At 64.1% G+C, this 24,551-nt stretch carries 28 protein-coding genes; 13 read left to right on the forward strand and 15 right to left on the reverse strand.

Annotation, left to right across the window (positions count from 1 at the left end; translation table 11 throughout):
- Window positions 1-267: 267 nt before the first annotated feature.
- The 3 genes from P6U28_RS27865 to P6U28_RS27875 all read right to left on the reverse strand — a co-directional run bounded on the left by P6U28_RS27865 (window position 268) and on the right by P6U28_RS27875 (window position 3,273).
- Window positions 268-630: a histone gene (locus tag P6U28_RS27865; protein ID WP_122400931.1), complete on the reverse strand. Its 363-nt coding sequence runs from the start codon at window positions 628-630 to the stop codon at window positions 268-270.
- A gap of 84 nt (window positions 631-714) precedes the next feature.
- Window positions 715-2,037 (reverse strand): glycolate oxidase subunit GlcF, encoded by a 1,323-nt coding sequence (gene glcF / locus P6U28_RS27870; RefSeq protein ID WP_407120276.1) that lies wholly within the window; start codon window positions 2,035-2,037, stop codon window positions 715-717.
- A complete protein-coding gene (locus tag P6U28_RS27875; RefSeq protein ID WP_129142611.1) occupies window positions 2,038-3,273 on the reverse strand; it encodes an FAD-binding protein in 1,236 nt (411 codons plus the stop codon).
- Between the two features lie 296 nt (window positions 3,274-3,569).
- Here P6U28_RS27875 and P6U28_RS27880 point away from each other — a divergent pair, with 296 nt between their 5' ends.
- Window positions 3,570-3,908, forward strand: a complete 339-nt coding sequence (locus P6U28_RS27880) for a putative quinol monooxygenase (RefSeq protein WP_129142612.1) — start codon at window positions 3,570-3,572, stop codon at window positions 3,906-3,908.
- 175 nt (window positions 3,909-4,083) lie between these two features.
- On the opposite strand, the gene P6U28_RS27885 is transcribed toward P6U28_RS27880, so the two are convergent.
- On the reverse strand, window positions 4,084-5,577 hold the full coding sequence (locus P6U28_RS27885) for an FAD-linked oxidase C-terminal domain-containing protein (protein ID WP_122400928.1): 1,494 nt from the start codon (window positions 5,575-5,577) through the stop codon (window positions 4,084-4,086).
- 263 nt (window positions 5,578-5,840) lie between these two features.
- Here P6U28_RS27885 and cycA point away from each other — a divergent pair, with 263 nt between their 5' ends.
- Window positions 5,841-6,236, forward strand: a complete 396-nt coding sequence (cycA, locus tag P6U28_RS27890; protein ID WP_122400927.1) for a cytochrome c-550 CycA — start codon at window positions 5,841-5,843, stop codon at window positions 6,234-6,236.
- 41 nt (window positions 6,237-6,277) lie between these two features.
- Here the strand turns inward: cycA and P6U28_RS27895 are convergent, their stop codons facing one another.
- Window positions 6,278-7,234 carry an alpha/beta fold hydrolase gene (locus tag P6U28_RS27895; protein WP_162500112.1) on the reverse strand — a complete coding sequence of 319 codons (957 nt, stop codon included), beginning with the start codon at window positions 7,232-7,234 and terminating at the stop codon, window positions 6,278-6,280.
- Window positions 7,235-7,561: 327 nt separating this feature from the next.
- Between P6U28_RS27895 and P6U28_RS27900 the strand changes: the two genes are divergently transcribed.
- A complete protein-coding gene (locus P6U28_RS27900; protein WP_122400925.1) occupies window positions 7,562-7,744 on the forward strand; it encodes a hypothetical protein in 183 nt (60 codons plus the stop codon).
- A 7-nt stretch (window positions 7,745-7,751) separates the two neighbouring features.
- Here the strand turns inward: P6U28_RS27900 and P6U28_RS27905 are convergent, their stop codons facing one another.
- From P6U28_RS27905 to ykgO, 3 genes are all read right to left on the reverse strand, one after another.
- Window positions 7,752-8,012, reverse strand: a complete 261-nt coding sequence (locus P6U28_RS27905; protein ID WP_129142614.1) for a hypothetical protein — start codon at window positions 8,010-8,012, stop codon at window positions 7,752-7,754.
- A gap of 124 nt (window positions 8,013-8,136) precedes the next feature.
- A complete protein-coding gene (locus P6U28_RS27910; protein WP_122400923.1) occupies window positions 8,137-8,769 on the reverse strand; it encodes a tetratricopeptide repeat protein in 633 nt (210 codons plus the stop codon).
- Between the two features lie 104 nt (window positions 8,770-8,873).
- Window positions 8,874-8,999, reverse strand: coding sequence for a type B 50S ribosomal protein L36 (gene ykgO, locus P6U28_RS27915; protein ID WP_006611362.1), 126 nt, complete (start codon window positions 8,997-8,999; stop codon window positions 8,874-8,876).
- Window positions 9,000-9,311: 312 nt separating this feature from the next.
- On the opposite strand from ykgO, the gene P6U28_RS27920 reads away from it, so the two are divergent.
- Window positions 9,312-10,196, forward strand: coding sequence for an amidohydrolase family protein (locus P6U28_RS27920; RefSeq protein WP_028180449.1), 885 nt, complete (start codon window positions 9,312-9,314; stop codon window positions 10,194-10,196).
- 64 nt (window positions 10,197-10,260) lie between these two features.
- Here the strand turns inward: P6U28_RS27920 and P6U28_RS27925 are convergent, their stop codons facing one another.
- A complete protein-coding gene (locus P6U28_RS27925; protein WP_162500111.1) occupies window positions 10,261-10,995 on the reverse strand; it encodes an SDR family NAD(P)-dependent oxidoreductase in 735 nt (244 codons plus the stop codon).
- Between the two features lie 180 nt (window positions 10,996-11,175).
- Here P6U28_RS27925 and P6U28_RS27930 point away from each other — a divergent pair, with 180 nt between their 5' ends.
- From P6U28_RS27930 to P6U28_RS27940, 3 genes are all read left to right on the forward strand, one after another.
- Window positions 11,176-11,514, forward strand: a complete 339-nt coding sequence (locus P6U28_RS27930; protein WP_376707267.1) for a winged helix-turn-helix transcriptional regulator — start codon at window positions 11,176-11,178, stop codon at window positions 11,512-11,514.
- A gap of 368 nt (window positions 11,515-11,882) precedes the next feature.
- Entirely contained in the window at window positions 11,883-12,614 is a 732-nt protein-coding gene (locus P6U28_RS27935) for a haloacid dehalogenase type II (RefSeq protein WP_122400921.1), read from the forward strand.
- Window positions 12,615-12,656: 42 nt separating this feature from the next.
- On the forward strand, window positions 12,657-13,124 hold the full coding sequence (locus P6U28_RS27940) for a YbaK/EbsC family protein (RefSeq protein ID WP_122400920.1): 468 nt from the start codon (window positions 12,657-12,659) through the stop codon (window positions 13,122-13,124).
- 242 nt (window positions 13,125-13,366) lie between these two features.
- Here P6U28_RS27940 and P6U28_RS27945 read toward each other — a convergent pair whose 3' ends face one another.
- Window positions 13,367-13,705: a hypothetical protein gene (locus P6U28_RS27945; protein WP_122400919.1), complete on the reverse strand. Its 339-nt coding sequence runs from the start codon at window positions 13,703-13,705 to the stop codon at window positions 13,367-13,369.
- Between the two features lie 186 nt (window positions 13,706-13,891).
- Window positions 13,892-14,827 (reverse strand): LysR family transcriptional regulator, encoded by a 936-nt coding sequence (locus P6U28_RS27950; RefSeq protein ID WP_122400918.1) that lies wholly within the window; start codon window positions 14,825-14,827, stop codon window positions 13,892-13,894.
- A 118-nt stretch (window positions 14,828-14,945) separates the two neighbouring features.
- Here P6U28_RS27950 and P6U28_RS27955 point away from each other — a divergent pair, with 118 nt between their 5' ends.
- From P6U28_RS27955 to P6U28_RS27970, 4 genes are all read left to right on the forward strand, one after another.
- A complete protein-coding gene (locus P6U28_RS27955) occupies window positions 14,946-15,698 on the forward strand; it encodes an SDR family NAD(P)-dependent oxidoreductase (RefSeq protein ID WP_407120278.1) in 753 nt (250 codons plus the stop codon).
- A gap of 38 nt (window positions 15,699-15,736) precedes the next feature.
- Complete coding sequence (locus P6U28_RS27960; RefSeq protein WP_122400916.1) at window positions 15,737-16,435, forward strand: pirin family protein; 699 nt, start codon at window positions 15,737-15,739, stop codon at window positions 16,433-16,435.
- A gap of 142 nt (window positions 16,436-16,577) precedes the next feature.
- Entirely contained in the window at window positions 16,578-17,177 is a 600-nt protein-coding gene (wrbA, locus tag P6U28_RS27965; protein ID WP_122400915.1) for an NAD(P)H:quinone oxidoreductase, read from the forward strand.
- Between the two features lie 88 nt (window positions 17,178-17,265).
- Entirely contained in the window at window positions 17,266-17,400 is a 135-nt protein-coding gene (locus P6U28_RS27970) for a hypothetical protein (RefSeq protein WP_283809935.1), read from the forward strand.
- Window positions 17,401-17,442: 42 nt separating this feature from the next.
- Here P6U28_RS27970 and P6U28_RS27975 read toward each other — a convergent pair whose 3' ends face one another.
- From P6U28_RS27975 to P6U28_RS27985, 3 genes are all read right to left on the reverse strand, one after another.
- Entirely contained in the window at window positions 17,443-18,588 is a 1,146-nt protein-coding gene (locus P6U28_RS27975; protein WP_407120279.1) for a GNAT family N-acetyltransferase, read from the reverse strand.
- A gap of 79 nt (window positions 18,589-18,667) precedes the next feature.
- Entirely contained in the window at window positions 18,668-20,011 is a 1,344-nt protein-coding gene (locus P6U28_RS27980) for an O-antigen ligase family protein (protein ID WP_407120280.1), read from the reverse strand.
- A gap of 3 nt (window positions 20,012-20,014) precedes the next feature.
- The gene (locus tag P6U28_RS27985) at window positions 20,015-21,118 is read right to left on the reverse strand and encodes a glycosyltransferase (RefSeq protein WP_129142620.1); all 1,104 of its coding nucleotides are present in this window, start codon (window positions 21,116-21,118) and stop codon (window positions 20,015-20,017) included.
- Between the two features lie 247 nt (window positions 21,119-21,365).
- On the opposite strand from P6U28_RS27985, the gene P6U28_RS27990 reads away from it, so the two are divergent.
- Window positions 21,366-22,352: a glycosyltransferase gene (locus P6U28_RS27990; protein ID WP_164936769.1), complete on the forward strand. Its 987-nt coding sequence runs from the start codon at window positions 21,366-21,368 to the stop codon at window positions 22,350-22,352.
- A 15-nt stretch (window positions 22,353-22,367) separates the two neighbouring features.
- Here the strand turns inward: P6U28_RS27990 and P6U28_RS27995 are convergent, their stop codons facing one another.
- Window positions 22,368-23,396 carry a glycosyltransferase family 2 protein gene (locus tag P6U28_RS27995; protein WP_407120281.1) on the reverse strand — a complete coding sequence of 343 codons (1,029 nt, stop codon included), beginning with the start codon at window positions 23,394-23,396 and terminating at the stop codon, window positions 22,368-22,370.
- A gap of 323 nt (window positions 23,397-23,719) precedes the next feature.
- Between P6U28_RS27995 and P6U28_RS28000 the strand changes: the two genes are divergently transcribed.
- Window positions 23,720-24,520 (forward strand): class I SAM-dependent methyltransferase, encoded by an 801-nt coding sequence (locus tag P6U28_RS28000; RefSeq protein WP_407120282.1) that lies wholly within the window; start codon window positions 23,720-23,722, stop codon window positions 24,518-24,520.
- Window positions 24,521-24,551 lie beyond the last annotated feature (31 nt).

The following is a 24,551-nucleotide window of genomic DNA, read 5'->3' on the forward strand; positions in this document are numbered from 1 at the left end:
TCTGCCGACTTTTTAGGCGTTTTGACGATTCCACGAAAGGTTGTCAGCATGTGTGGCTTCTAGATCACATTATTTGCAGTCCGAGGTGCACAGAAGGCCCGGGAAAGTCCGGGGATTCTCGGACAGCGTGATACCCAGGCCACGAATCAACCTGGCGCCGGGAGCGGTGCGACCAAACCTTGCCAGGGACGATGCAAAAGGGCCGCAGCACATAGCGCCGCGGCCCTTCTGTTGCAGATTTCCAAGGGGCGACGAGAGCCCGAGGCCCTACCTCTGTCCCTCGGCCGACGCCGATTCCGCAGAAGACGAAGGCATCGCCCAGCTTGTCTCGGCGGCGGGCTCGGGAGCCGGAGCCTCTGCCGGTGCTGACGGCTTCGGAGCAGGCGCTGCCTTCGCCTTCTTCGGTGCCGCTTTCCTCGCGGCCTTCTTGGGAGCGGCTTTCTTGGCCGACTTTGCCGCAGCCTTCTTGGCGGCCTTCTTCGGGGCTGCCTTCTTGGCAGATTTCTTTGCAGCTTTCTTCGCAGTCTTTTTGGCAGACTTCTTGGCTGTCTTCTTCGCGGCCTTCTTCGCCGCTACAGCCTTTTTGGCCTTTTTGGCCTTCTTGCTTTTCTTCTTCTTCGCTTTCGCCATCGTGGTCCTCCTGTTGCCGCCGAACAATGGTCGATCGGGCCCCGTTGCGCCGTCACCTCCGGACGAAAGCTCAGCCTTTGAAGCTCAAGCTTGCGCGTTCAGTGCCGGCCGCGATCCGCCCGTAGCCCAATCGAGAAGCTCAATCGTGTGTACGACCGGAACTGACGTGCCACTGGCAATCTGCACCATGCAGCCGATATTGCCCGCGGCAATCATGTCCGGCTTGACGCTCGCGATGTTGGCGACCTTGCGATCGCGCAACCGACCCGCAAGCTCGGGCTGGAGAATGTTGTAGGTCCCCGCCGAGCCGCAACACAAATGGCTCTCGGGTACATCTTTCACCACGAATCCATTCTTGAAAAGCAATTCTTTCGGAAGGCCTGTGATTTTCTGCCCGTGCTGCAGCGAACACGCGGAGTGATAGGCGACGACGATGTTGTCCTGTCTCGCAGTCGTCGCGAGTCCGAGGCCGGCGACGTATTCGGTGATGTCCTTGGCGAGCGCCGACACCTTCGCCGCATCAGCCGCGAACGCGGTGTCCTCGCGCAGGAGATAGCCGTAGTCCTTGATGACGGTGCCGCAGCCGGAGGTCGTCACCAGGATGGCGTCCAGCCCCTCGCCGGCTGCCTCCGCGCTCCACGCCGCGACGTTGGCGCGCGCTCGCGCCAGCGCATCCTCATCATTGCCGAGATGATGGGTCAGCGCCCCGCAGCACTGCTCGTCCCGGACCAGGACGACCTCGATGCCATGGCGGGTGAGGAGGCTGATGGCGGCCTGGTTGATGCGCGGCGCCAGCACCTGCTGGGCGCAGCCCTGCAGCAGCGCCACACGTCCGCGCTTCTTGCCGAGCGGGGCGAATACGCTGCCCGCGGCAGGCCCCGCGGGCGGCAGCCGGTTCGGAGCCAGCGCCAGCATCGCCTTGATGCGTGGGATCAATCCGGCCGTCGCTGAAGGCCGGGGCGTCGGCAGCAAGACGCTGAGCGGACGGGCCAGCCGCGCCAGCCACATGCTGATGCGGAAGCGCTGCGGGTCCGGCAGGACCAAGGCCAGCACCTTGCGCAACAGCCGCTCGGCCAGCGGCCGCCGATAGCGCTGCTCGATCCGGACCCGGGCCTGGTCGACGAGATGCATGTAGTTCACGCCGGAGGGGCAGGTCGTCATGCAGGCAAGGCACGACAGGCAACGGTCGATATGCTTGACCACCTCGGCGGTCGGGGCCTGATCCTTCTCCAGCATCTCCTTGATCAGGTAGATGCGGCCACGCGGGCTGTCGAGCTCGTCGCCGAGCAGCACATAGGTCGGACAGGTTGCGGTGCAGAAGCCGCAATGGACGCAGGCGCGCAAGATCTTGTCGGCTTCCGCGATGTCGGGGTCGGCGAGCTGCGCGAGTGAGAATTCGGTCTTCATTCAGCCAGCGCTCCGCGTGAGCCGCCCCCGGTTGAGAATGGTCTTCGGATCGAAGCTGGCGCGCACCCGCTCGCTCAGCGCGGCAATGCCCGGCGCCTGTGGGTGGAACACATCGACATCGCGCCTGACCTGCTCGGCGGCCCGGATCAGCGTGGCATGTCCCCCAACCGCATTCGCGCGCGCACGGACGACCGGTGCATGCGCGTCCGGCTTCGGCGGCAATGCCGCCCAGATCAGGCCGCCGCCCCAATCGTAGATCAAATCGCCGCCCGTCTGGCGCGCCAATTCGATCCCGAGTGCCGCGCCCGAGGCCGGCGGACAGACGATCCGCCACACCGGCCAGGCGCCGAGCGCACCGCCGGCCGCGAAGGGCAGCACATCGCGGATCGCGCCCCACAGCGCGGCAGATGCCGCATCCTCGATCAGCGTCGCGATTCCAAACGGCGCCAGCAATTCGCGCAGCGAGCCGGCGCGGTGCGCGGCAGATGCGGTGATGCCCTCGAGCCGCAGCACGGTCAGCGCCTCGCCCTGGCCCACGATGTCGCCCAGCCCCTCGGTCTCGGCCCGGAGTGCCGATTTCGGCAGATGCGCGGCACCGGAGACGTCGAAGGGTGAGCCAAGGGCCGCAGTCATGGCCTTGTTGGCGGCGGCATCCTCTAACCCGCGCAGCAACAGCGTCCGCTCCGCCTCCGGCTTCGGCATCACCTTGAGCGTGACCTCGGTCATCACCGACAGCGTGCCCCACGACCCCGCGAGGAGCTTGCAGAGATCGTAGCCGGTGACGTTCTTCACCACCTTGCCGCCGGTCTTGAAGCTGTCGCCGAAGCCGGAGACGGCATGCGCCCCGAGCAGATGATCACGCGCCCCGCCCGCCCTGATCCGCCTTGGACCGGCGAGCCCGGCCGCGATCATGCCGCCGATGGTGCCTGACACCGGCGTGCCGAGCAGCGGCGCCGTGTTCATCGGCTCGAAGGCGAATTGCTGGTTCTTGGCATCGATCAGCGACAGCACGTCGGCAAGCGGCGCCCCGGCCTGGAGCGTGACGATCAGCTCGTTCGGCTCGTAGGAGGTGACGGCATTGAGCGCGGAGACGTCGAGCACGGCGTTGGTCGCCATGGCGTGGCCAATGCTGCGCTTGCTGCCATGACCGATGATCTCGAGCGGCTGCTCATTGGCAATCGCCGCGCGCACCACCTCTTCGACGTCTTTGGCGTCTCTGACCCTGAGCGTATCCACGGGAAGAGGCGGTAGCGAAATTCGCGCGGAAAATCAATTCGACGCATGAAGGGCACCGCCTCGGAGCATCGCGGCCGGAGCGCGGAGGAGCTTGCGGCGCAAGCGTCCCGAAGGATGAAGGCCGAGCTGCAACCGCCTTCGTGGTTCGACCGCGTCGCGGTCTCGTTACTTTCAAGATCTGGACCGTGCCGCGTCGCGCCGCTTCCGCGCGATGTCGCACTTCGATCACTATCGAACCATTGCCATGCAAACTTCGCTACTGATCGTATGATCCTCTCTCCAATGGAGTTTTCGTCATGAACGAGCAGGCGACGAACCAGCAAACCTTCTACCAGGCGGTCAGCGGCGGCGGTCTTTTGGTCGTGGCGCAGTGGGAAGCGAAGCCCGAAGAGGCCAATCGTGTTGCCGAGATCCTGCGCGACTTCCTCCCGCAGGCGCAAAGCGAGCCGGGCGTAAAACTGTTCCTTATCGGCCGCGCCAAGGACAACGGGGCTCAATTCCTGTTCTACGAATTATTCCACGATGAAGCCGCCTTCAGGGCGCATCAGGACAGCCCGCATTTCAAGAGCCATATCGCAGGGCAGGCGCTGGCCTTGCTGGCCAAGCGTGAGCGTACGCAATACGAGCTGATATGAGGCTCCATGAACGGCACGAAGCGCGGTTACTGACGACCAACCCGGAATCGATACAAGCAGGAGCCGCCGGGGTCTCCCGGGCGGCTCCTTTTGACCTTGGACGATCAGAATGCGGCGAGGTTGGTTGCGAACGTTGGCGGCCCGCCCGTTTACGCCCGCCGCATGATCGGCTCGCTCAGAATCGGGGAATATCCGGAAATGCCAGCTTGCCCGCATGGACATGCATGCGGCCGAGCTCGGCGCAGCGGTGCAGGGTCGGAAATACTTTCCCGGGATTGAGCAGTCCCTGGGCGTCGAAGGCGCATTTCAACCGCTGCTGCTGGTTGAGATCGATCTCGCTGAACATGTCGCCCATCAGATCGCGCTTCTCGATACCGACGCCGTGCTCACCGGTGAGCACACCGCCAAACTCGACGCAGGCACGCAGGATGTCGGCTCCGAACGCTTCGGCGCGCTCGATCTCGCCGGGCTTGTTGGCATCATAGAGGATCAGCGGATGCAGATTGCCGTCGCCGGCGTGGAACACGTTGGCGCAGCCAAGCTGGTATTTTTCCGAGAGCTCGCGGATACGGGCGAGCGCCTTCGGCAGCGCGCCGCGGGGAATCGTCCCGTCCATGCAGAGATAGTCGGGCGAGATGCGGCCCACGGCCGGAAAGGCGGCCTTGCGACCGGCCCAGAACAGATTGCGCTCGGCCTCCGAGGTCGAGATCTGGCAGGTGGTCGAGCCGCAGGCATTGGCGATGGCCTCGACGCGCGTGATCAGCTCGTCGACCTCGATCTTGGGCCCGTCGAGCTCGATGATGAGGAGCGCTTCGACGTCGAGGGGATAGCCGGCGTGGACGAAGGCCTCTGCGGCGTGGATCGCGGGCTTGTCCATCATCTCCATGCCGCCGGGGATGATGCCGGCGCCGATGATGCGCGCCACGCACTCGCCGGCCGCCTCGACTTGGGCGAAGCCGACCATCAGCGCGCGAGCGGTCTCAGGCTTTTGCAGAATCCGCACCGTGATCTCGGTGATGACGCCGAGCAGGCCTTCCGAGCCGGTGATGACGCCCATGAGGTCATAGCCTGGGTTCTCCGCCGACTTGCCGCCGATGCGCAGGATCTCGCCGCTCATCAGCACGATCTCACAACCGAGCACGTTGTTGGTGGTCATGCCGTATTTCAGGCAATGCACCCCGCCGGAATTCTCGGCGACATTGCCGCCGATCGAGCAGGCGATCTGCGAGGACGGATCGGGCGCGTAGTAGAAGCCGGCATGCGCAACCGCCTGGCTGATCGCGAGGTTGGTGACGCCGGGCTCGGTGACGACGACGCGGTTGTCGAAATCGATCTCGCGGATGCGCTTGAACTTGCCGAGCCCGAGCAGCACGCCGTCTTCGAGCGGCAACGCGCCGCCGGACAAAGAGGTGCCGGAGCCGCGCGGCACCACCTTGATACCCTGCGCGGCACAATATTTCAGGATGAGCGAGACCTGCTCGGTCGTATCCGGCAGCACCACGACCATCGGCGGCTGCCGGTAGGCGGTCAGCCCGTCGGATTCGTAGGCCCGCATCTCGGCGGCACTGTCGATCACGCCCTCGCCCGGCACGATTGCGCGCAGCGCAGCAATGATCTCCGCGCGGCGCGCCAGCACCGCCTGGTCGCTCGCAGGCATCATGATGGCCATTGACATATCCTTCCGGCTCGCGCCGCATGATCCCAATTTGTCGCGGCAAATCAACCACGTCCGCGCTTGTTTGGGTAGGCCATCCGAAAGTCGGAGCGAGGATCTGAAGCGAGTTCGCTCTGGGACAAGCAGGAAACCGTGAAACCTGTCATGGTTTGGCGGCTTGTCCAAGCCGAGCAGGCCTGCCAAAAGCGGCGGGCCGGCGATTGTCGATCAGACAAGAGACTGACCAGACCCACCAGGGAAGAGACGAAGAGCACCCGATGACAAAACTGACTTTTGGCGCACTGACGATCCTCACCGTGATTGCCACCGCACCCGCCGCGATGGCGCAGGATGTCGCGGCCGGCAAGACATCGTTCAACAAGTGCCTGGCCTGCCACGCGATCGGCGAAGGCGCCAAGAACAAGGTCGGCCCCGAGCTCAACGGCCTCAACGGCCGCAAGTCGGGCACGGCTCCGGACTACAATTATTCGGATGCGAACAAGAATTCCGGCATCACCTGGGACGAGGCCACGTTCAAGGAATACATCAAGGACCCCAAGGCCAAGATCCCCGGCACCAAGATGGCGTTCGCCGGCATCAAGAACGAGACCGAGATCAACAATCTCTGGGCCTATGTGTCGCAGTTCGACAAGGACGGGAAGATCAAGCAGTAAGCGCGCGAACGGCGGCCGCTGGAGTTTCGCTCGAAAACGCTTTAATCGGCGGCCGCCTGCGCCGGAACGATCTTGCCGATCATCGTCTCGATCTCTGACTTCACGAGATCTGGTACGGCAATCTGCACCATGTGCCCGAGGTCGGGCAGCACGATCAACCTCGCATTCGGCACCGCCGCGGCGAATGGGCGCGCGTGGATGCTGGTTTTCACCGTCTTGTCGGGCTCGCCGGCGATGATCGTCACCGGCACGGAAATGTCGCCATAGCGCGCAACTTGCGCGGCGACGGACTGTTTCAGAGTCACCAGATCATAGGCATTGGCGATGAACTCGCGGGGACGCAGCAAGAGCGGCGTCGCGGAATCCTTGACGAAGCCATCCGGCATGATTTGCGGCAGAAAGACGTTGCGCGCGCCGGATTCAGCGAGGACGTAGCCGAGCGGCAGCGTGATGGTGTAGGCGAGCAGCGGACCGATCACGGGCGTTGCGATGATCTCGTTGTAGCGCCCGACACCACCGCGCCAGGGATGCGTGACCGGCGCGAGCATCACGAGACCGGCAACGCGGTGCGGGTGATCGAGCGCGATCCGCGCCCCGAGCGCGCCGCTCCAGGAATGCACCACGAAAACCGCGCGATCGATCCCGAGCTTGTGAAGCGCCTCATCGATCATCCGCGCCTGGATCTGCGGCGTCGAATCCTGCCGCCGCGCGCGCGTGCTCCAGCCATGGCCGGGGCGGTCGATCAGAATCACGCGATGATCCCGGGCGAGGATGTCACCGAGCGGCCGGCGCATCGCTTCGAGGTTGGAGCTTGCGCCGTGCAGCATCACGATCGGAAGACCCGGATCGCGCGGGCCGATATCGACGACATGGAGCGTCGCGCCGTCGACCTCGATCATCCGGCCCTGCGGTGGATGGGCGCGTTGCACGGCGACTATCCCCGCCTGGGTGACCAGCGCCAGCAGAACCAGCGCCGTCACGACTGACATCACGATCATGGGGAGAATCCGGGTGATCCTGGGCACAGGGCAGTTACGGGTCTGACGGGTGGCAGTTTCGCCGCCGGCTTGCCGCGCCTCCACCGAAACTGCCGGGCTGTGGATATGTGTACAATTGCCGAACCAAAAAACTCAATAAAATCAACAACGATCCGAGAGCGTACGCAAGCCCCGGAACAGCTTCATGCAGGCGTCATCGCTGCTTCCATATAATCGCCATGGTCGGTTCGGCCATCTAGGCGCGGGTGGGCGCCGATCCTCCTCGCAACTTCGGGCGATGCGGGAAAGACCGGCAGGATTTGTCCTGATTTGAACCGGAGAATTCCAATGAACTTCAGATCAAACGACACTGCGATCGACGAAATCGTCGCGAGCTGCAACGGCGATCTGCGCGGTGCCGTGCGGGCGCTGCTCCTGATCAACGAGCACCTCGAGACCGAGCTTGCAAAGGCTTACGCCGCAGCCGCCGACCGCAGCCTCGTCGAGCGCGGCAGCAACGTCCTGCATTGAGCGCAGGTTAGTCCGTCCCGTCCTCTTCCTTTTCTTCGTCGGGCGTGACTGCGGGGCAAGCGCGGATCGTCGAACGGGCAAGCTTGGCATCGGTCTTGGACTTGTAGGGACCGTCGCCGAACCAGATGTCGCCGATGATGACCGGATTGCTGGTCACGATGGTGCATTTGCCGGTGGCGCGGTTGCCGACCACCCAGAACAGTTCGTCGGCGAAGCTCACCGTCCCCGACGCGAGCAGCAATACAGCTGCGACCACCAAACCCTTCATGGCTTTCGCTCCTGCCATGCAGGTAGGCCTGTAACGGGCCTCGCAATAGTCCTCGCGGTGCAACGCCTGCGATCGTGGTTAATCCACGCCGGCGGCGATCGCTCAAGAAATGATCGAGTTATAGCTAGATGTCGCGGCCTTCGACCTTCTCGGTCAGCGCCTTGACCTGATCTGGAATCTTCTCGAGGTGCGGATTGACGGCGAGCGCCTTGCGGTAGGCATCGAGCGCGCGCTTATCGTCGCCGACCTCCTGCATGATCATGCCGAGGCCGGCGAGCGCGCCGAAATGGCGCGGCTCCCGGATCAGCACTTGCTGGATGTCCGCGAGGGAGCGGCCATAATCGTTCTGCATGTAATAGAGCGTCGCACGGCGGTTCCAGGCCTCGATGTAATCAGGCCTGAGCTTGATGACCGAATCCAGGAGCTTGATCGCGACGTCGATCTTCTTCGCGTCGACTGCGGTCTTGGCGCGGGACATCAGGAGCGCTGCCGTGTCGCTCGGGGTCTGGAGCCAGATCGCCCAGATCCGCGCCTCGACATGCTTGGCGCTGGCCTCATCGGGGGCCGCCTTCAGCGCGCCGAACAGGAAATCGAGATTCTTGCTGCGATCGACCTTGGGCAGCTTTGCAGGCGCTTCAGGCAGCTTCTTCTGCTTGGCCGGCGGCTCAACCTGCTGCGCCGAGGCCGGAGCGAGGCCGGCAGTTCCCAGCACAAGGGCCAGACACAGGGAGCACGCGAAAGGGAATCTGACTGCCATGGCGAAAGTCTAAACGCTCAAAGCCGCCCTTGCAAAGCAAAGGCGGCGTCAAACTCGTGTGAGGCCGTGGTCTTGCGGGCACGCGAGCGCCCGGCAGGGCGATATCAGCCCTGGCGCGCCTTGAAGCGGCGCTGCACCTTGTTGATCACATAGACCCGGCCCTTGCGGCGGACCAGGCGGTTGGCGCGATGGCGACCGCGCAGCGATTTCAGCGAGTTACGGACCTTCATGGCAGAATCCTGAACGTTCGAAAGGCCGTGTTCGGCACTACCGTTTCGGCACGCGCGAATGTGGCAAAATGAGATCTTTCCCGCCGGCGGACCGACCGCCCGGGACGGGGCGGTTCTTAAGGCATGGCAGGCGGTGATGTCAATGTTAACCGCCCGGTTCCGGCCCAGCAAAATGGTGAAAACAACCCCATGCACAGTAGAAGCGGCCGGATCGGCCCAATTTTATCGCCATGATCTCAAGGGGCTTCGACGACACCTTGCCAAATTCGTTATATCATATAATCAATTTGGCAACCCGTCGGGAGGAAACCAATGCCGAAGCTGAAGCTGCCCAATATCGACGATGTCGTCGCCATCGACATCCACACCCATGCCGAGGAGCCCTGCGGCTGCCATCCCGACGACGGCTATGACGATTTCCAGGCGCAGATGGCGGAATACTTCAAGTCGCCGAACAAGCATCCGCCGACCGTGCCCGAGACCGCGGCCTATTACCGCTCCAAGAACATCGCGGCCGTGATCTTCCCTGTCGATGCCGAGCGCGAGACCGGCTTCCGCCGCTACAACAATTACGAGATGCTGGAGGTCGCCTCCGAACATCTCGACGTCCTCATCCCCTTCGTCTCGATCGATCCGCACAAGGGCAAGCTCGGGGCGCGCGAGGCGCGCAAGCTGATCGAGGAATACGGCGTCCGCGGCTTCAAATTCCACCCGACCATGCAGGGCTTCTACGCCAACGACCGCATGGCCTATCCGCTCTATGAAGAGATCAACAATGGCGGTGCGATCGCGCTGTTCCACACCGGCCAGACCGGCGTCGGCTCGGGCATGCCGGGCGGCATGGGCATGCGGCTGAAATATTCCAACCCGATGTACATGGACGACGTCGCGGCCGATTTCCCCGACCTCAAGATCATCCTCGCCCACCCGTCCTTCCCCTGGCAGGAAGAGGCGCTGTCGGTCGCGACTCACAAGCCGAACGTCTACATCGACCTCTCGGGCTGGTCGCCAAAGTATTTCCCGCCGATCCTGGTGCGCTACATCAACTCGATCCTGCAGGACAAGATGCTGTTCGGCTCGGACTGGCCGGTGATCACGCCGGACCGCTGGCTGTCGGATTTTGCCAAGATCGACATCCGCGACGAAATCCGGCCGAAGGTGTTGAAGGCGAACGCGCGCAAGCTGCTGGGGATCTAGGCGCGTCCCCATCATCGCCGCGCATCGAGGGCTTCGGATGACCGAAGCCCTCGCGCTCAAAGTCTCAGACTTGCGCCAGGCCTCCATCGACGAAGATCTCGCCGCCGGTCATGTAGCTGCTATCCGAGGACGCCAGGAACGCGGCCACGGCCCCTGTCTCAGAGGGATCGCCCACACGCCCGATCGGCGTGGAGCTGCCAAGCGCATCGAACGCTTCCTCGCCCACAACCTCCAACGCCAGCTCCGTTTTAGTTGGCCCCGGTGACAGCACGTTGACGCGGATGCCCGTGCCGCGCAGGTCGAGCGCCCAGCTGCGCGCCAGATTGCGGATCGCCGCCTTGGTCGCGCTATAGATGCTGAACTGCGGCGTCCCCATCACGCCCGTGCTCGATCCGGTCAGGATGATCGACGATCCCTTGCGCATCAGCGGCAGGGCTTTCTGCACGGTGAACACCAACCCCCTCACATTGACGTCGAAGATCTGATCGTAATGCTCGGGCGTGATCTGGCCGAGCGGTGCAAAGGCTCCGGTCCCGGCATTGGCGAAGAGAACGTCGACGCTGCCTCGTTCGTCCCTGACGGCGGCATACAGCCGATCGAGGTCGGACAGATCCGTCACCGAGCCCCTGACTGCGCGCGCCGAGGGTCCTAGCTGCGCAACGGCGGCATCGAGCGGCTCCTGCCGCCGCCCGAAGAGGTAGACGAACGCGCCTTCGTCGACGAACCGCTTGGCGGCTCCGAGTCCGATGCCGCTTCCGCCGCCGGTCACCACCGCCGTCTTGCCTTGTAGTCTGCTCATGATGTGCTCCTTCATTGAGGTTGCACTGAGCTGGCGGCGTACCCACCTAACGACAAGTATGCACCTTTTGGTAAGTGCCCAAAAATGTCAGACCCGACCTCTCTGCCTGCGCGGCCTCCACTTCCTGTCCAGAACTGCACGCCAAATCTGCCCGGCTTCACGTGCGGCTTAGACGCGACCTTGCGGGTCGTCTCTGGCAAGTGGAAGCCGCTGATCCTGTACTTCCTCGCCCAGGGCGGGCCGACCCGCTACGGCGAGCTTCGACGATCCGTGCGCGATGTCAGCGACAAGATGCTGATCCAGCAGCTCAAGGAGCTGGAGGCCGATGGACTGGTGAAGCGGACGGACTACAAGGAGGTGCCGCCGCGGGTGGACTATAGCCTCACCACGTTAGGCCTCAGCCTGGCCGAGGCGCTGGTGCCGCTCTGCACGTGGGGCACGGAGCACATGGCGGAGGTCAGCCGGGTGTTCGCCGAGCGGGAGGGCTGGACGCGGCGAGGACATCAGCCGACCGGCTAGCTTGCGATGCTGTTCGTCCAGGTCTGCCCGTAGTGATGTTCTCTGTCTCGTATTTTGTTGGGATACCCGCGGCTCCTAGTAGGGCAAATCGCTTCTCCGATACTTTGGTTTTACGGCCGCACACGTGGCGCATATGTCGTCGTTCTTGCTTTGTGCAACCGCAGCGTATCTGGTCCTCACTAGATTTTAGTGCGCCTCTCCCGAATTGAACGCCTCACGTGTTCACGCTTCGGCAGCGTCCGCTCGTCGTCGCAAGCCGCCGGTCGCGCTTGCAGTGGCAGACTTCCGCTTTGCTCTGGTAAGCTGACGATGATGCTTACTCCCCAAGCGGAGTTGTTGCGAACCTCAACGGCCCGGAAGGACAGCCAATGAGCATCAACGCCGTCGTCTTCGACGCCTACGGAACGCTCTACGACATCCAGTCGGTCGCTGACGTCACCGAGGATGCGTTTCCCGGCTACGGCGAGATCATCACGCAGGTCTGGCGCATCAAGCAGCTCGAATACACCTGGCTGCGCTCGCTGATGCAGCGCTACCAGGACTTTGCCGTCGTCACCCGCGATTCCCTCGCCTATACGCTGCGCGTGCTCGGGCTGGCCTACGAGAACGAGACGTTCGAGCGCGTGATCGAGAAGTATCTGCATCTCGATCTCTATCCTGACGCGGCGGAAACGCTTGCGGCCCTGAAACCGCGCAAGCTCGCCATCCTCTCCAACGGCGACCCGGACATGCTCGATGCGCTCGTGCGCAATTCCGGCCTCGATGCCTTGCTCGATGCCACCATCAGCATCGACGCGAAGAAGGTCTTCAAGCCGAGCCCGCAGGCCTATGAGCTGATCGGCGAGGTGCTCGGCACTGCGCCTGATGAGGTTCTGTTCGTCTCCTCCAATCCCTGGGACGCCGCCGGGGCGAAATCGTTCGGATTGAAGGTTGCCTGGATCGAGCGGGTGACGCCGGAAGCGATGGCGCTGGCTTGCGTCGAGAACGAACTCGTGGCACCGCTCACCCTGTTTAGAGCGATCCGCACCCAGATGGACGAGCTCGGCTTCGCGCCGGATCATCGTATCCGCGCACTCTCCGAGCTGCCGAAAATCGCTTAACGGGTCGCCGACCGCCTGTGAGATTGCAATGAGCTACCCGGAATGAGCCTGGAATCCGTTCGCGCCTTCTTCGCCGAGAAAGCCCCCGACATCTCCGTCATCGAATCCCCGATCAGCTCCGCGACCGTGGCGCTGGCGGCCGAAGCCTATGGCGTCGAGCCGGGACGGATCGCCAAGACGCTGTCGTTGCGGATCGGCGAGCGCGTGATCCTGATCGTCGCCGCCGGCACCTCACGCATGGACAACAAGAAGGTGAAGGCGCAGTTCGGCGGCAAGCCGAAGATGCTGGGCCTGGAGGAAGTCGCCGACATCACCGGGCACGAGGTTGGCGGCGTCTGCCCGTTCGGGCTGAAGTCACCGCTGCCGGTCTATTGCGACGTGTCACTGAAGGCATTCGACATCGTCGTGCCAGCCGCGGGCTCGACCCACAGCGCGGTGCGCATTGCTCCCGAGCGGATGGCCGAGCTGACCGGGGCTGAATGGATCGACGTCTGTGAGCATCGAAGCTGAGGCGGAATAGCTTCAGGCTGGATCCATTTCCGCGGGAGAGATCGCGCCCATCGAGTCGCCCCGGACGACAGGCTCCGGCGCGGGTGAGGCTTTCTCCTCTCGGCCGGTCCCATCGCGGAAGCACCCTCTCCCCAACCCTCTCCCGCAAGCGACCGCAAGCGGGAGAGGGAGCGCACCTCCGCCGTCGCAGCGATCGAGCCTCATTTGGTTCGCGCTATAGCTTTCGCGCGCTATAGCCAGTTCTAGTCGTCCTCGTCGTAACGCGGGTACGCGGGCGGCGCGGTGTTGTAGCGCGGCGGAGGCACGATGCGGTTGCGCGGGACTGGCTGCCGCGGCTGACCCTGATTGTTCGACTGGAACACCGCGCGGCACCCGCTCGAGAGCTGCGGCGTGTTCTGTTGCAAGCAGGCCACGATACGGTTCACGTCCGGAATCTGATCGCTGCACAGCCGCCACACATCGGGCGTGCAGGCCATCTGCTGCTCCATGGTCCCGCGATATTCCTGGGCGGACGCAGCGCTCTGCGCCAAGACGCCGCCCACCGCGAGCGCCACACCTAGCGCGATCCGCTCTGTTCGCATGTCCAGATCCTTCTCACGTCTCTCGAATTGTCTTCAATCAACGAGACGCGAGCTTGTTCTGGACCAACAACAAAATGTGAAAAACGCAGTTGGAACCTACTCCATCTTATCGATCCTCTTCACCGCCGCGATCAGGCGCGTGCTATCGGCCGCGGCCTGCGCGACGGGGCGTTGAGGCCGGTCGTCCTACAACGCCCTAGCCCTGCCGCGCGTCCGTCGCTTGCACGTGCCCGGCAGCTTCGCTGCGAGAAAATCGCCGAGCGCTTCCACGCGCGCGGGGCGCGGGCCGCCGGGCGGCGTCACCAGATGCACGGCGCCTTCGGCCTGCTTCCAGTCCTTCAGGATGACTTCGACCTCGCCGGACGAGATCGCCTCGCCGACGATGAACTCGGGCAGCTCGGCGATGCCGAGGCCCGCGATCAGCGCCGGCATCACGGCTTCGCCGTTGTTGACGCGCAGCTGGCCGCCCGGGCGCACGCTCGCCTGCTCGCCGGCCGAGTTGGTGTAGTGCCAGACGTTGGGCGTGGAGAGATAGGCGTAGCTGAAGCATTTGTGCTGGGCGAGATGCATTGGATGCGTCGGCCTGCCGTAACGCTTCAGATATGACGGCGCGGCGACCGTGTAGCGCGGCATGGTGAAGAGCCGCCGTGCGATCAGCGATGAGTCCGGTAGCCGCGCGATCCGCACCGCCATGTCGAAACCCTCGCCGATCAGGTCGACGGTCGCATCGCTCAAATGCAGATCGACCGACACCTCCGGATAGGTCTCGAAAAATTCGGGCAGCAGCGGCGCCACGGCCTTGATGCCGAACGTCATGGGAACGGCGAGCCGCACCAGGCCGCGCGGCGCCATCGACTGCGCCAGCGCTTCGTTCTCGGCGGCCTCGCCGTCGGCCAAAAGGCGCGTCGCGCGTTCGGCCAGCTTGTGGCCGGCATCGGTCAGCGCGAGTCGGCGCGAGGTGCGGTTAAACAGCCGCGCGCCGAGCCGCTCTTCCAGCCGCGTGACCGCCTTGGATACCGTGGCCTTGGACATGAGGAGCTCGCTAGCGGCCCCCGCAAATGACCGTAATTCCACGACTTTTGCGAAGATCGCGAGCGCTTCGAAGTCTGGGAGCTTTGCCATCGGTGCCGGTCCATGTAGGGCAATCAAGGAAACAATGAGTTTCAACAGTTTCTATTTCTATACCACAGACGAAGGCTTATCCAAGGCCCATCAGAAATTCAGGACATGGAGAAATCCAATGACCAAGAAGCTCTCCGGCAAGGTTGCCCTCGTCACCGGCGGCTCGCGCGGCATCGGCGCAGCCTCCGCCCGCGCGCTCGCCGATGCAGGCGCGGATGTCGCCATCAGCTATGTCGCCTCGCCCGACAAGGCGGAGGCCGTCGTTGCTGAATTGAAGGCGAAGGGCGTCAAGGCGCGTGCCTTCAAGGCCGACCAGGCCTCCGCGAAGGACGTGACACAGCTCGTCAACGATGTCGCCAGGGAATTCGGCCATCTCGACATCCTCGTCAACAATGCCGGCGTCGCCGCCGGCGGGGCGATCGACGATCCCAAGGCCGACGTGGACGCGCTTGCCCGTCAGGACGCCATCAACGTGCACGGTGTGATCGCGGCGATCCGCGCCGCCTCGCAATTGATGGGTGAAGGCGGCCGGATCGTCACTGTCGGCTCGATGCTCGCCGACCGCGCCTCGTTCCCGGGTCTTGCCGACTACGTCGCCACCAAAGCGGCCGTGGTCGGTTACACCAAGGGCGCGGCGCGCGACCTCGGCCCGCGCGGGATCACGGTGAACGTGGTGCAGCCCGGCTCGATCGACACCGACATGAATCCGAAGGACGGCGGCGAGTTCGCCGAGGCCCAGCGCAAGCAGCACGCGCTGCAGCGCTTCGGCCGCCCCGAGGAAGTCGCCGCCGGCGTCGTGTTCCTCGCAAGTCCGGAAGCCTCCTTCGTCACCGGCACGGTGCTCAATGTCGACGGCGGGTTCGGTGCCTGATCCGAACCGCCACCCTTTCAAGCCAAGGAATTGCACAGATGATCGAACTCAGACCTTTCGCAAAGCTCGGCGGCGCCGATCACGGCTGGCTCAAGGCCAAGCATCATTTCTCCTTCGCCAGCCACTATGATCCGAACAATATGGGCCACGGCGCCTTGCGGGTGTGGAACGACGACGAGATCGCGCCGAACACCGGCTTTCCCGCCCATCCCCACGCCAACATGGAGATCATCACCTATGTTCGTGAAGGTGCGATCACCCATCAGGACAGCCTCGGCAACGAGGGCCGGACTGAAGCCGGCGACGTGCAGGTGATGAGCGCCGGCAGCGGCATCCGCCATTCCGAGTACAATCTGGAGCCGACCAGGACGCGGATCTTCCAGATTTGGATCGAGCCGACCGAGCGCGGCGGACAGCCGACCTGGGGCTCGAAGCCGTTCCCGAAGGCGGACCGCTCCGGCAAGCTCGTCACCATCGCGAGCGGCTTCGAGGATGATACGGACGCATTGCCGATCCGCGCCGACGCGCGGGTGCTCGCCACCACGCTGAAGGCGGGCGAGAGCGCGGAGTACGAGCCGCAGAAATCGCGGCATCTCTACCTCGTGCCGGCGGCTGGTTCCGTCGAGATCAATGGCATCCGCGTCAATGCCCGCGACGGCGCCGCGATCCGCGATGAGGCGAGGCTGAAGATCACGGCGCTGGAAGACTCCGAGCTCGTGCTCGTCGACGCGGCTTAGCGCACACACGAACTCGTCATGCCCGGCCTTGAGCCGGGCATCCATCGCCTTCGCAAGGACCTTTTCAAAGAGCGATGGGTTGCCGGGTCAAGCCCGGCAACGACACTGAAAAGGACTCACTCATCACCGAACGGAGACCATCATGACCAAAGTTCTCGTCCTCTATTATTCCGCCTATGGCCACATCGAGGCGATGGCCAAGGCCGTCGCCGAAGGCGCACGCGAGGCGGGCGCCACCGTCGACATCAAGCGCGTGCCCGAGCTGGTGCCGGCCGAAGTCGCGAAAGCCTCGCATTACAAGCTCGATCAAGCCGCGCCGGTCGCCAAGATCGAGGACCTCGCCAATTACGACGCGATCATCGTGGGCACCGGCACGCGCTTCGGCCGCATGTCCTCGCAGATGGCGAACTTCCTCGACCAGGCCGGCGGGCTCTGGGCCAAGGGCGCATTGCACGGCAAGGTCGGCGGCGCCTTCACCTCCAGCGCGACCCAGCACGGCGGCCAGGAGACCACGTTGTTCTCGATCATCACCAACCTCCTGCATTTCGGCATGGTGGTGGTCGGCATGAACTACGGCTTTGCCGGCCAGATGAAGCTCGACGAGATCACGGGCGGTGCGCCCTACGGCGCCACCACGATCACCGGCGGCGACGGCAGCCGCCAGCCCAGCGCCAACGAGCTCGCCGGCGCGCGCTACCAGGGCCGCCAGATCGCGGAGACCGCCAAGAAACTTCATGGCTGAGCTGCATGGCTGATGCGACGGGGGCGGCATTCTCATTCGGGAATGCCGCCCCATCTCCTATCGGGATTTTCGACAAAGAACGATACGAATGGCCTTCGAACTCTTGTTGATCGCGCAGATGATCCGCAAGCCTGCACAGGCGCTGGCGCGGCGCTGGTATTGCCGCAGCCTATTCCGCGCCTCGCGCGGCCGGTTTCGCTGCGCCAGTTGCACTGGCTCGTGAGGTCTGCTTGGACGATGAAAACGCCGCACGCTGCGGCACGTTCTATCGCGCCGGCTTGCCCATCGCCTTCGCCGCGAGGGAGGCAAGCCTAGGATAGCGGCGCAAGCCCTGCGCGGCATGATCGCGCCAGGCGTAGGGCAGACCGCGCCAGGACAACGCGACGCTCGCATCGGTCAGCGGCACCCGCTCGGCGCCGAAGCGGCGCTTGTAGGCTTGATTGCCGATGCTGAGATCGAACCGGCGCACGCCTTGCGCATGCAGCGCCGCCATGGTGCGCTCGGTGACGAGAAGACCCGGCGAACAGCTCGACCATGCATCGCCGGCGTGACTGATACGCAGCAGGAAATAGGTCGCGCCATGCTTGACGCCGAGCGCGGTGCCGACGACGCCTGCGTCGCACACCAGCGCCGAGACCACGGCATAGCCTTTCGCAAGGCCTTGGCGGACGACCTCGCGATAGAATCTCGCATGAGTCTCGTCGTTGAGAACGAACGGCGAGCCGAGCTTTTGCATGCGCGCCTGTTGCTGGACATCCATCACATCCAGCAGCTCATGCGCACGCGCGACATCCGCGGCGACCTCGAACCGCGCACCTGGATGACGGCTGAGGACCCGCCAGCAGCGCCGCATCTGCAGCCGCTTGATCGAGGCCTGATAGTCGTCATAGTCATCGCCCATCAACACGAGATTGCCATTGAGCGAGGAGGAGCCGATCCGGCCGAGCGACACCAGCGGATTCGGCTTGCCGCCGACCTCGGCCGGCATCTTCTTCAGGCGGAGCAGATCGAAACGGTCGGGCAGCGCGCGCAACGCGCCGATCAGCGCCCTGGTGATCGCATCCGTCGCCCCCGCGTCCAACGCGGCATCGAGCGCCAGGATCGGCGCGTTGTTGTCGGAGACGCCGAGATCCGCGAATTCGACAATCCGGATGCCGCGCCTGACATGGCTGATCATCGGCACAACCGCGATATCCCTGCCCGTGGCGAAATCGGAGATCACGGCGATCAGCGGAGCGACGTCGTGAAACGCCTCGTACCAGGCGCCGAGCCAGTCAACATGCTGGAACGCGGTGCGGTACCCGGCGTTCAGGCGCGAGGCCGCGTGCTGCCAGTCACGGAGGAAATCGACTGCGATTCCCGACGTGCTGGACACCTGGCCGTCATATTGCTCGACGCTGAGAAACGTCATCCGCAGGGCATACGATTACTGAATGTTTCCAGATGGACTATGTTTCGTTGCAGACTACAAGCAACGTCGTTGCTCAGCGTTATTCGATCTGCTCGACGCATTGGAACCTCGCCAGGAAGTGCAGGCCGGCCACGGCTAGGGCGAACATGAACCAGATTGGATTCTGCCGTTCGAGCAGGAAGGTCTCGGTGGCGCCGTAGTACAGGCCGAACAGCCACACCGTCAGGAACAGCTTGGCCAATGCGCCACTGCGGCTGTGAGCCTGGGCCGTCTGGAAATTGGCGAGCGGGGCGAGCACGAACACGAGGATCACGAGCATCAATCCCGGCAGGCCGATGGTGACCGCGAGATCGAGATAGCTGTTGTGGCTGTGCGCCGCGGACGTCGCCCATTCGGCGCCTTGGGTGGTCTGCCGCGCACTTACGTCGTCCCAGAACGCTGCATAGCCGTGACCGATGATCGGCTTCTCGGCCACGGCCGCAAGCGCGAACTCCCATATCGCGGACCGTCCGGTGAAGGTGGGATCGAGCGGAAGCAGCCGCGTCATCGCCCCGAGCGCCGGGCTGAGGACACTGCCGACCGTCAACAGGTTCATCGCAACCAGCGGCACGAAGCAGATGATTCGCTTCAGCCACAGGCCTGGCGTGACATAGACCAGCGAGGCGAGAGCGTAGATCGCAAGGCACAGCACCGACGACGTCTTGCCGCCGGTGAAGATCAGGAATGTGCCGGCCAGCACGGCGATCGCGGGTCCCATCACGAACGAGCCCACGGCGGACAGGTAGATGCCGACATAGACCAGGATGGTCATCACGGCCGAGGCGATGTTCTTGTGGCCAAAGCTGCCGCGCCAGTCGCCGGCAAGGTGCGGCTCGGTGACGTCGAGGGCCGTGTGGATTGAATATTGCGGCGCGAGGAAGACGCCGAGATAACAAAGCGCGAGCAGCACGAGCGCGGCGGCCCCCAGGCAAAGGTTGAAGCTGCGCTGGGTCGGCGGCAGCAACGGCAACACGACGGCGAGCGACGTCACGCTGGCCGCAAGCACGAATCGCTGGATCGAAACGCCGCGACTCTCGGAGAAGACGATATTGATCACCAGCCAGCCCAGAAGACAAAGATGAAGCGGCGTCAGCAGGCTCTTCAGCGCGGGTGCATCCGAGGCGGCGACACACAGCACCGCGACCGCAGCCAGGAGGCCCCAGGAGATATAGGTCAGCGCCATTCGTCCGCCGACGATGGTGGTGACGTCGGGATTGCGCAGGTCCGGGAATGGATCGAGCGTCACCAGGACCAGCAGCAGCGCTCCGACCGCGACGAGGCAGCGCGCCGCCTGTACGGCATTGAGCCCCGCAAGGCGGTCGCGCAGGACATGGCCCAACGATCGGGCCTCGATGTTGGTCATGTCTGCGGCGCTGCGGTCCATGACTCAAGACATTTCGTGACGCCGGTGCAGCTTCCGGTCATGGTTCGACTCTTCCGAGCGTCTATCAGCGGGCCCGGCGGAGGTCTGCGACGCCGCGGGCTCGCGCATGATGCTCAGCGCGATCTCGTAGTATTGCAGCGCCCGTTGCTCCAGCGTGAGATTGTCCAGGATGTAACCGCGCGGATCGAAGTCGCCCGCGGCGCACCCGGCCCAGAACCTTTCCCAACCCGCCTCGAACCCCGCGATGTCGGTGAACTTGGCACCGCAGCGTTCGTCCCAATACGGCACCGACGACACCGGCGCGAACCTCACCCGGTGCGGATAGTAATCGGGGTCGCGCCAAGGCCCGCCCGGATCCCAGGCAAACACCGGCACGCCGCTGGACAAGGCCTGCTGATAGGCGATGCCCTGGCTCTCGCTCTGGCACAGAAAGATCATCGCCCGCGAACGCGCCAGCGCGCCCTGATAGTCCGCTTCCTTGTAGCTGCCATAGCGCAGCTCGGTGAGCGAGCGACCGTCCTTGAGCAGCCGGGCGCGGATGGGCTCGATCATCTCCTGCGCATAGCGCTCGCGGTCCCAGTGGACCTTGTCGTAGATCAGCACATCGACGGCCTTTTGCGATTGCTTCGACGGCGCCCAGAGGTCCGTGTCGATGCCGACGGGCCAGGCCTCCGTATCGGGCCAATGCGGCCGGTACATATCGACGTACCAGGGGCCGGGCACCACGACCTTCTTCACCGGCAGACGCTTGAACAGATCGGGGTCGTCGAGCGGATGATTGTGGGCGGCAACGCCGAGCAGGATCGGATTCTTCCACGCGAACTTGTCGAGCAGGAAGGTCCGGCCGATGATGCAGGCGAGCTCGTCGGGATGCTCGGCGATATGACCGTAGTCGTTGACGCGGTAGCGGATGCCGAGCCGGTCGAGTCCGGCACAGAGATTGAGAAACACGCGGAGCTGGCCGCTCATGCGCGGTTCGCCGAGCAGCAACCGGCGAGCCATGCGCCGCAGGTGCCGGTCGCCGGGAAACCAACGATCGTCCTTGTCCTCATAAAAGAGGTTCAGGATCATCGCATCGGGGTCGTGTTCGAACGTCTTTGCGGGCACTGGATCCATCCGCGGCAGCCAAGCGCATTGTCGCATGGGGACGCCTGTCGCACTCTTCCAAATTTGCCACAGGCTTAATGCCAGTGGCTTAACGCTATTCTACGAAACCAGGCGGCGCACAGGCCTTCCCGGCAATGGGTTGACCACAATGCGGGTATCATCCGCGGGATGCCGGGCTTGCGATCGCCAGCGTTGCCAGTGCGGCAGACAGGTCCCGGTTAACAGATCATTACAGGCGAGCCGTAGCTTGATCACCGCCGAAGACGTTCTCGAACTGCCGGCCGCCTCCCGCGCGGCAGCGCCAGCGCGCCTCCCGCTTCAGATCGGCGCCGCCAATTCGGTGTCCGTCGTGATTCCCGCCAAGAACGCTGCAGCCTATGTCGGCGAAACCCTCGCCAGCGCACTGGCGCAACGCGAGGTGACCGAGGTGATCGTCGTGGACGACGGCTCGACCGACGAAACCATTGCGATCGTCCGGGACGTGCGTGACTCGCGGCTGCGCTTCATCCACAACGATTCCGCAGGCGTCTCGGCGGCGCGCAATCTCGGGGCCCGGCATGCGAACGGTGAGTGGCTGCTCTTCCTCGATGCCGACGACCGCCTGCGCCCCGGCGCGGTGGCGGCGCTGCTTTCGGCAGCGCGCGGTGCTCCGCGCGCGGTTCTCGTCTACGGCGACTACAACACGATCGACAGCGAGGGGCGGCAGATCGGCCGGCGCGACCTGCTGAAGGGACGCCGCAAACCATCCGGCGACGTGCTGGTGCGGCTCACGGCCGGGAACTTCATCGTCAACGGTGGCGTCGTGCTCACCCGTGCGGAGGCTTTCCGCGCCATCGGCGGTTTCGACGTCTCTCTCAGATATTGCGAAGACTGGCATTGCTGGTGCCGGCTTGCCGCGATCGGCGAGTTCGAATTCGCGCCAAAGCTTCTGCTGGATTATCGCCTGCACACGGCCAATACGATGAACGCGGCGGCGCGAACCCCGCAGGATTTCTTGCCGGCGGTCGCACGTATCTTCGATGACGGGTTGATCCTGGCGAGACTCCCCGAGGGCGCGGCGCGTGGGTTGCGCCGGGCTGCCGAGATTCATCTCGTCACCTATTCGGCGATGCAAGCGATTCGCTTCGGCAGACATCGCCAAGCCTTCGCCTATCTCGCGATGATCGGCCGGCGGTCGCTCAAATCGCTGCCACGCTCCGCAATCCGGGTCGCCCTCGCCCGTTTCGGCATCTAGTCCGTCGCCGCCGCATCAAGACGCGATCTTCGAGGCCTCATAGGGCTTCGGCTCGAGCCCGAAGGCCGCCAAGGCGGCGCCAAGCGCAACCATCACGGGATGCATCGCGACGACGGCTTTCGACGAGGTCAACAAGGCTGCGGCACGAGCCAGCGACAGCGGCAGCCGTCCAAGCATCTGCGCAAACACCCGCGCCCGCGCCGCCGCGCTTTGCGCGGCCTTGTACTGCACGCGATAATTGATCGCACCGATGCGCAGGCCGCGCTTTGCGATCCAGCCGATGCTGGTGCGGCTGCGCGGCACGGTCTCGGTGATGACGGCCTCCGCCGTCCAGTGGAACAGCATACCGGCGTCACGGCACCGCACGAAGAAATCACAATCACCGCCGCCGAGAAAATTGAAGCGCAGGTCGAACGCGGGACGATCGAACCTTTCGAAGGCGGCGCGTGTGATCAGACAGTTGCCGCAGCCGTAAATCAGCGGCACCGCACCGCTGTAGTCGTAGGCGGGACGGAAAGCGGGATGACGCGAAAGCCAGGGCTTGCTGTCGTCGTCGAAGACCGGCAGCACCGGACCGCCGACCACGTCGGCTCCGGTCGCCTCCGCAGTGCGGACCATCAGCTCGAGCCAGTCGGGCGAAGCGATCTCGTCGTCGTCGATCATCAGGAAACGGGTCGCGGCGGGAAACAGCTCCTGCGCCGTCTCGAACGCAGCATTGATCGCCTGGCAGTTCCCCTGCCGTTTCTCGATCAGGCAAACGCCCTGGAGCCTGCCGGCGGCCAGAAACTCTGCGGCAACCGGCGCGCTTTCGCGCCGCGCGGCATCGTTCTCGACCATGACGACGGCAAAGCAACGCGAGGTGCGCTGGTTCGCCAGAGATTCCAGCGTCAGCCGAAGGTGCTGCGGGCGGCGAAAGCAGGGAATGCAGACGACGATGCCGACGGACAGGTCGATGACCGCAGAGCTCACCGCGATCTCCCGGTTGGGATCGCGCACGGCATCCGCGATGCGCATGGTGGACAGGTCTGTCGGGATCAATGTCATGACGATCTAGATGTCCGAGATATATTGAAAAAGCCCTGCTTCGATCACGCATCCCACGACGACACATCGCCGCGGGACAGATGCGTCCCAAAACAGACGGCTGCCGAGCGGCACATCGCCGCCACATCTGCCGGGCGTGATACTGCAACTGGCGGTCCATGCGCCGACGAGGCCGCAATATGGACAATGCTGTAGTTAATGCGCATGCGCATTAACCCGACCGTAAGCACTGCGACCGGTGAGACCGTGCGGCATCGGATTTGCTCTTCGGGCAAGCGCGTTTTTTCCTGTAAATTTGAATAGAACAAGCGCGGTCAGAAACCATGAACAAGCCAGCCACGATCAATTTCGCGACAGCCACGGCGATCCAAATCCCCGAGGCCGCGACAGGTACCGAGGCGCTTCATGATCTCGTCCACGGCGAAGCTCGCGACAGCCTGCTCGCCGTTCATGAGGTGCTGTGCCGCGAGCTGCCGCAGGGCCGGCTCGCCATTTATGAAGCCGGCGGCGGCTCGTGCAGCGTCCTGCCGCCAGAATTGCTGAGCCGCAGCAAAGTCACCGTCGTCGACATCGACGAGGACCAGGTCCGCAAAAACATCTACGCCGACGAGGCGATCCTCGGCGACGTCCAGACCTACCGCTTCGGCCGCCGGACCTTCGATCTGGTGATCTGCTACAATGTGATCGAGCATCTGCCGAACGTCGACGCTGCGCTCCTGAACTTCCGTGACGCGCTCAAGCGCGGCGGCATGATCCTGATCGGCGCGCCCAATCCGCGCTCGCTCTCCGGAATCGTCACCAAATATTCGCCGCACTGGTTTCACGTCTGGTTCTACCGGCACATCCGCGGCATCAAGGACGCCGGCCTGCCCGGCGAGCCGCCGTTCCCGACCTTCTTCCATCCGCTGGTGACGCTGCCCAGGCTCGAAGCATTCGCAGCCGCCAATGGCCTCGAGACGATCTATCGTCGTGAAGTCGAAAGTCCGCGCTATCCCGAGATGCGACGGCGCAAGCCGCTGTTTGCGGCCCTGGTCGATGCCGGCGCCGCGGTGCTGAACGCCGTGCTCCCGCGCGGCACCGACGTCCGCCGCGGCGACTATCACGTCATCCTGCGGAAGCGCTGACAGCCATGCGCGTGCAGCTGTTCGCGGAACG

This window comes from Bradyrhizobium sp. STM 3561 (assembly GCF_045571455.1).
Lineage (GTDB): Bacteria > Pseudomonadota > Alphaproteobacteria > Rhizobiales > Xanthobacteraceae > Bradyrhizobium > Bradyrhizobium vignae.

Coding starts and splice junctions, on each gene's coding strand:
- P6U28_RS27980 (WP_407120280.1), bottom strand. CDS start 20,011: ATGGACCGCAGCGCCGCAGACATGACCAACATCGAGGCCCGATCGTTG.
- P6U28_RS27945 (WP_122400919.1), bottom strand. CDS start 13,705: ATGCGAACAGAGCGGATCGCGCTAGGTGTGGCGCTCGCGGTGGGCGGC.
- P6U28_RS27905 (WP_129142614.1), bottom strand. CDS start 8,012: ATGAAGGGTTTGGTGGTCGCAGCTGTATTGCTGCTCGCGTCGGGGACG.
- P6U28_RS27910 (WP_122400923.1), bottom strand. CDS start 8,769: ATGGCAGTCAGATTCCCTTTCGCGTGCTCCCTGTGTCTGGCCCTTGTG.
- P6U28_RS27950 (WP_122400918.1), bottom strand. CDS start 14,827: ATGGCAAAGCTCCCAGACTTCGAAGCGCTCGCGATCTTCGCAAAAGTC.
- P6U28_RS27955 (WP_407120278.1), top strand. CDS start 14,946: ATGACCAAGAAGCTCTCCGGCAAGGTTGCCCTCGTCACCGGCGGCTCG.
- P6U28_RS27880 (WP_129142612.1), top strand. CDS start 3,570: ATGAACGAGCAGGCGACGAACCAGCAAACCTTCTACCAGGCGGTCAGC.
- P6U28_RS27960 (WP_122400916.1), top strand. CDS start 15,737: ATGATCGAACTCAGACCTTTCGCAAAGCTCGGCGGCGCCGATCACGGC.
- P6U28_RS27900 (WP_122400925.1), top strand. CDS start 7,562: ATGAACTTCAGATCAAACGACACTGCGATCGACGAAATCGTCGCGAGC.
- P6U28_RS27935 (WP_122400921.1), top strand. CDS start 11,883: ATGAGCATCAACGCCGTCGTCTTCGACGCCTACGGAACGCTCTACGAC.
- P6U28_RS27925 (WP_162500111.1), bottom strand. CDS start 10,995: ATGAGCAGACTACAAGGCAAGACGGCGGTGGTGACCGGCGGCGGAAGC.
- P6U28_RS28000 (WP_407120282.1), top strand. CDS start 23,720: ATGAACAAGCCAGCCACGATCAATTTCGCGACAGCCACGGCGATCCAA.
- glcF (WP_407120276.1), bottom strand. CDS start 2,037: ATGAAGACCGAATTCTCACTCGCGCAGCTCGCCGACCCCGACATCGCG.
- wrbA (WP_122400915.1), top strand. CDS start 16,578: ATGACCAAAGTTCTCGTCCTCTATTATTCCGCCTATGGCCACATCGAG.
- P6U28_RS27940 (WP_122400920.1), top strand. CDS start 12,657: ATGAGCCTGGAATCCGTTCGCGCCTTCTTCGCCGAGAAAGCCCCCGAC.
- P6U28_RS27970 (WP_283809935.1), top strand. CDS start 17,266: ATGGCCTTCGAACTCTTGTTGATCGCGCAGATGATCCGCAAGCCTGCA.
- P6U28_RS27975 (WP_407120279.1), bottom strand. CDS start 18,588: ATGACGTTTCTCAGCGTCGAGCAATATGACGGCCAGGTGTCCAGCACG.
- P6U28_RS27885 (WP_122400928.1), bottom strand. CDS start 5,577: ATGGCCATCATGATGCCTGCGAGCGACCAGGCGGTGCTGGCGCGCCGC.
- P6U28_RS27920 (WP_028180449.1), top strand. CDS start 9,312: ATGCCGAAGCTGAAGCTGCCCAATATCGACGATGTCGTCGCCATCGAC.
- ykgO (WP_006611362.1), bottom strand. CDS start 8,999: ATGAAGGTCCGTAACTCGCTGAAATCGCTGCGCGGTCGCCATCGCGCC.
- P6U28_RS27995 (WP_407120281.1), bottom strand. CDS start 23,396: ATGACATTGATCCCGACAGACCTGTCCACCATGCGCATCGCGGATGCC.
- cycA (WP_122400927.1), top strand. CDS start 5,841: ATGACAAAACTGACTTTTGGCGCACTGACGATCCTCACCGTGATTGCC.
- P6U28_RS27865 (WP_122400931.1), bottom strand. CDS start 630: ATGGCGAAAGCGAAGAAGAAGAAAAGCAAGAAGGCCAAAAAGGCCAAA.
- P6U28_RS27895 (WP_162500112.1), bottom strand. CDS start 7,234: ATGATCGTGATGTCAGTCGTGACGGCGCTGGTTCTGCTGGCGCTGGTC.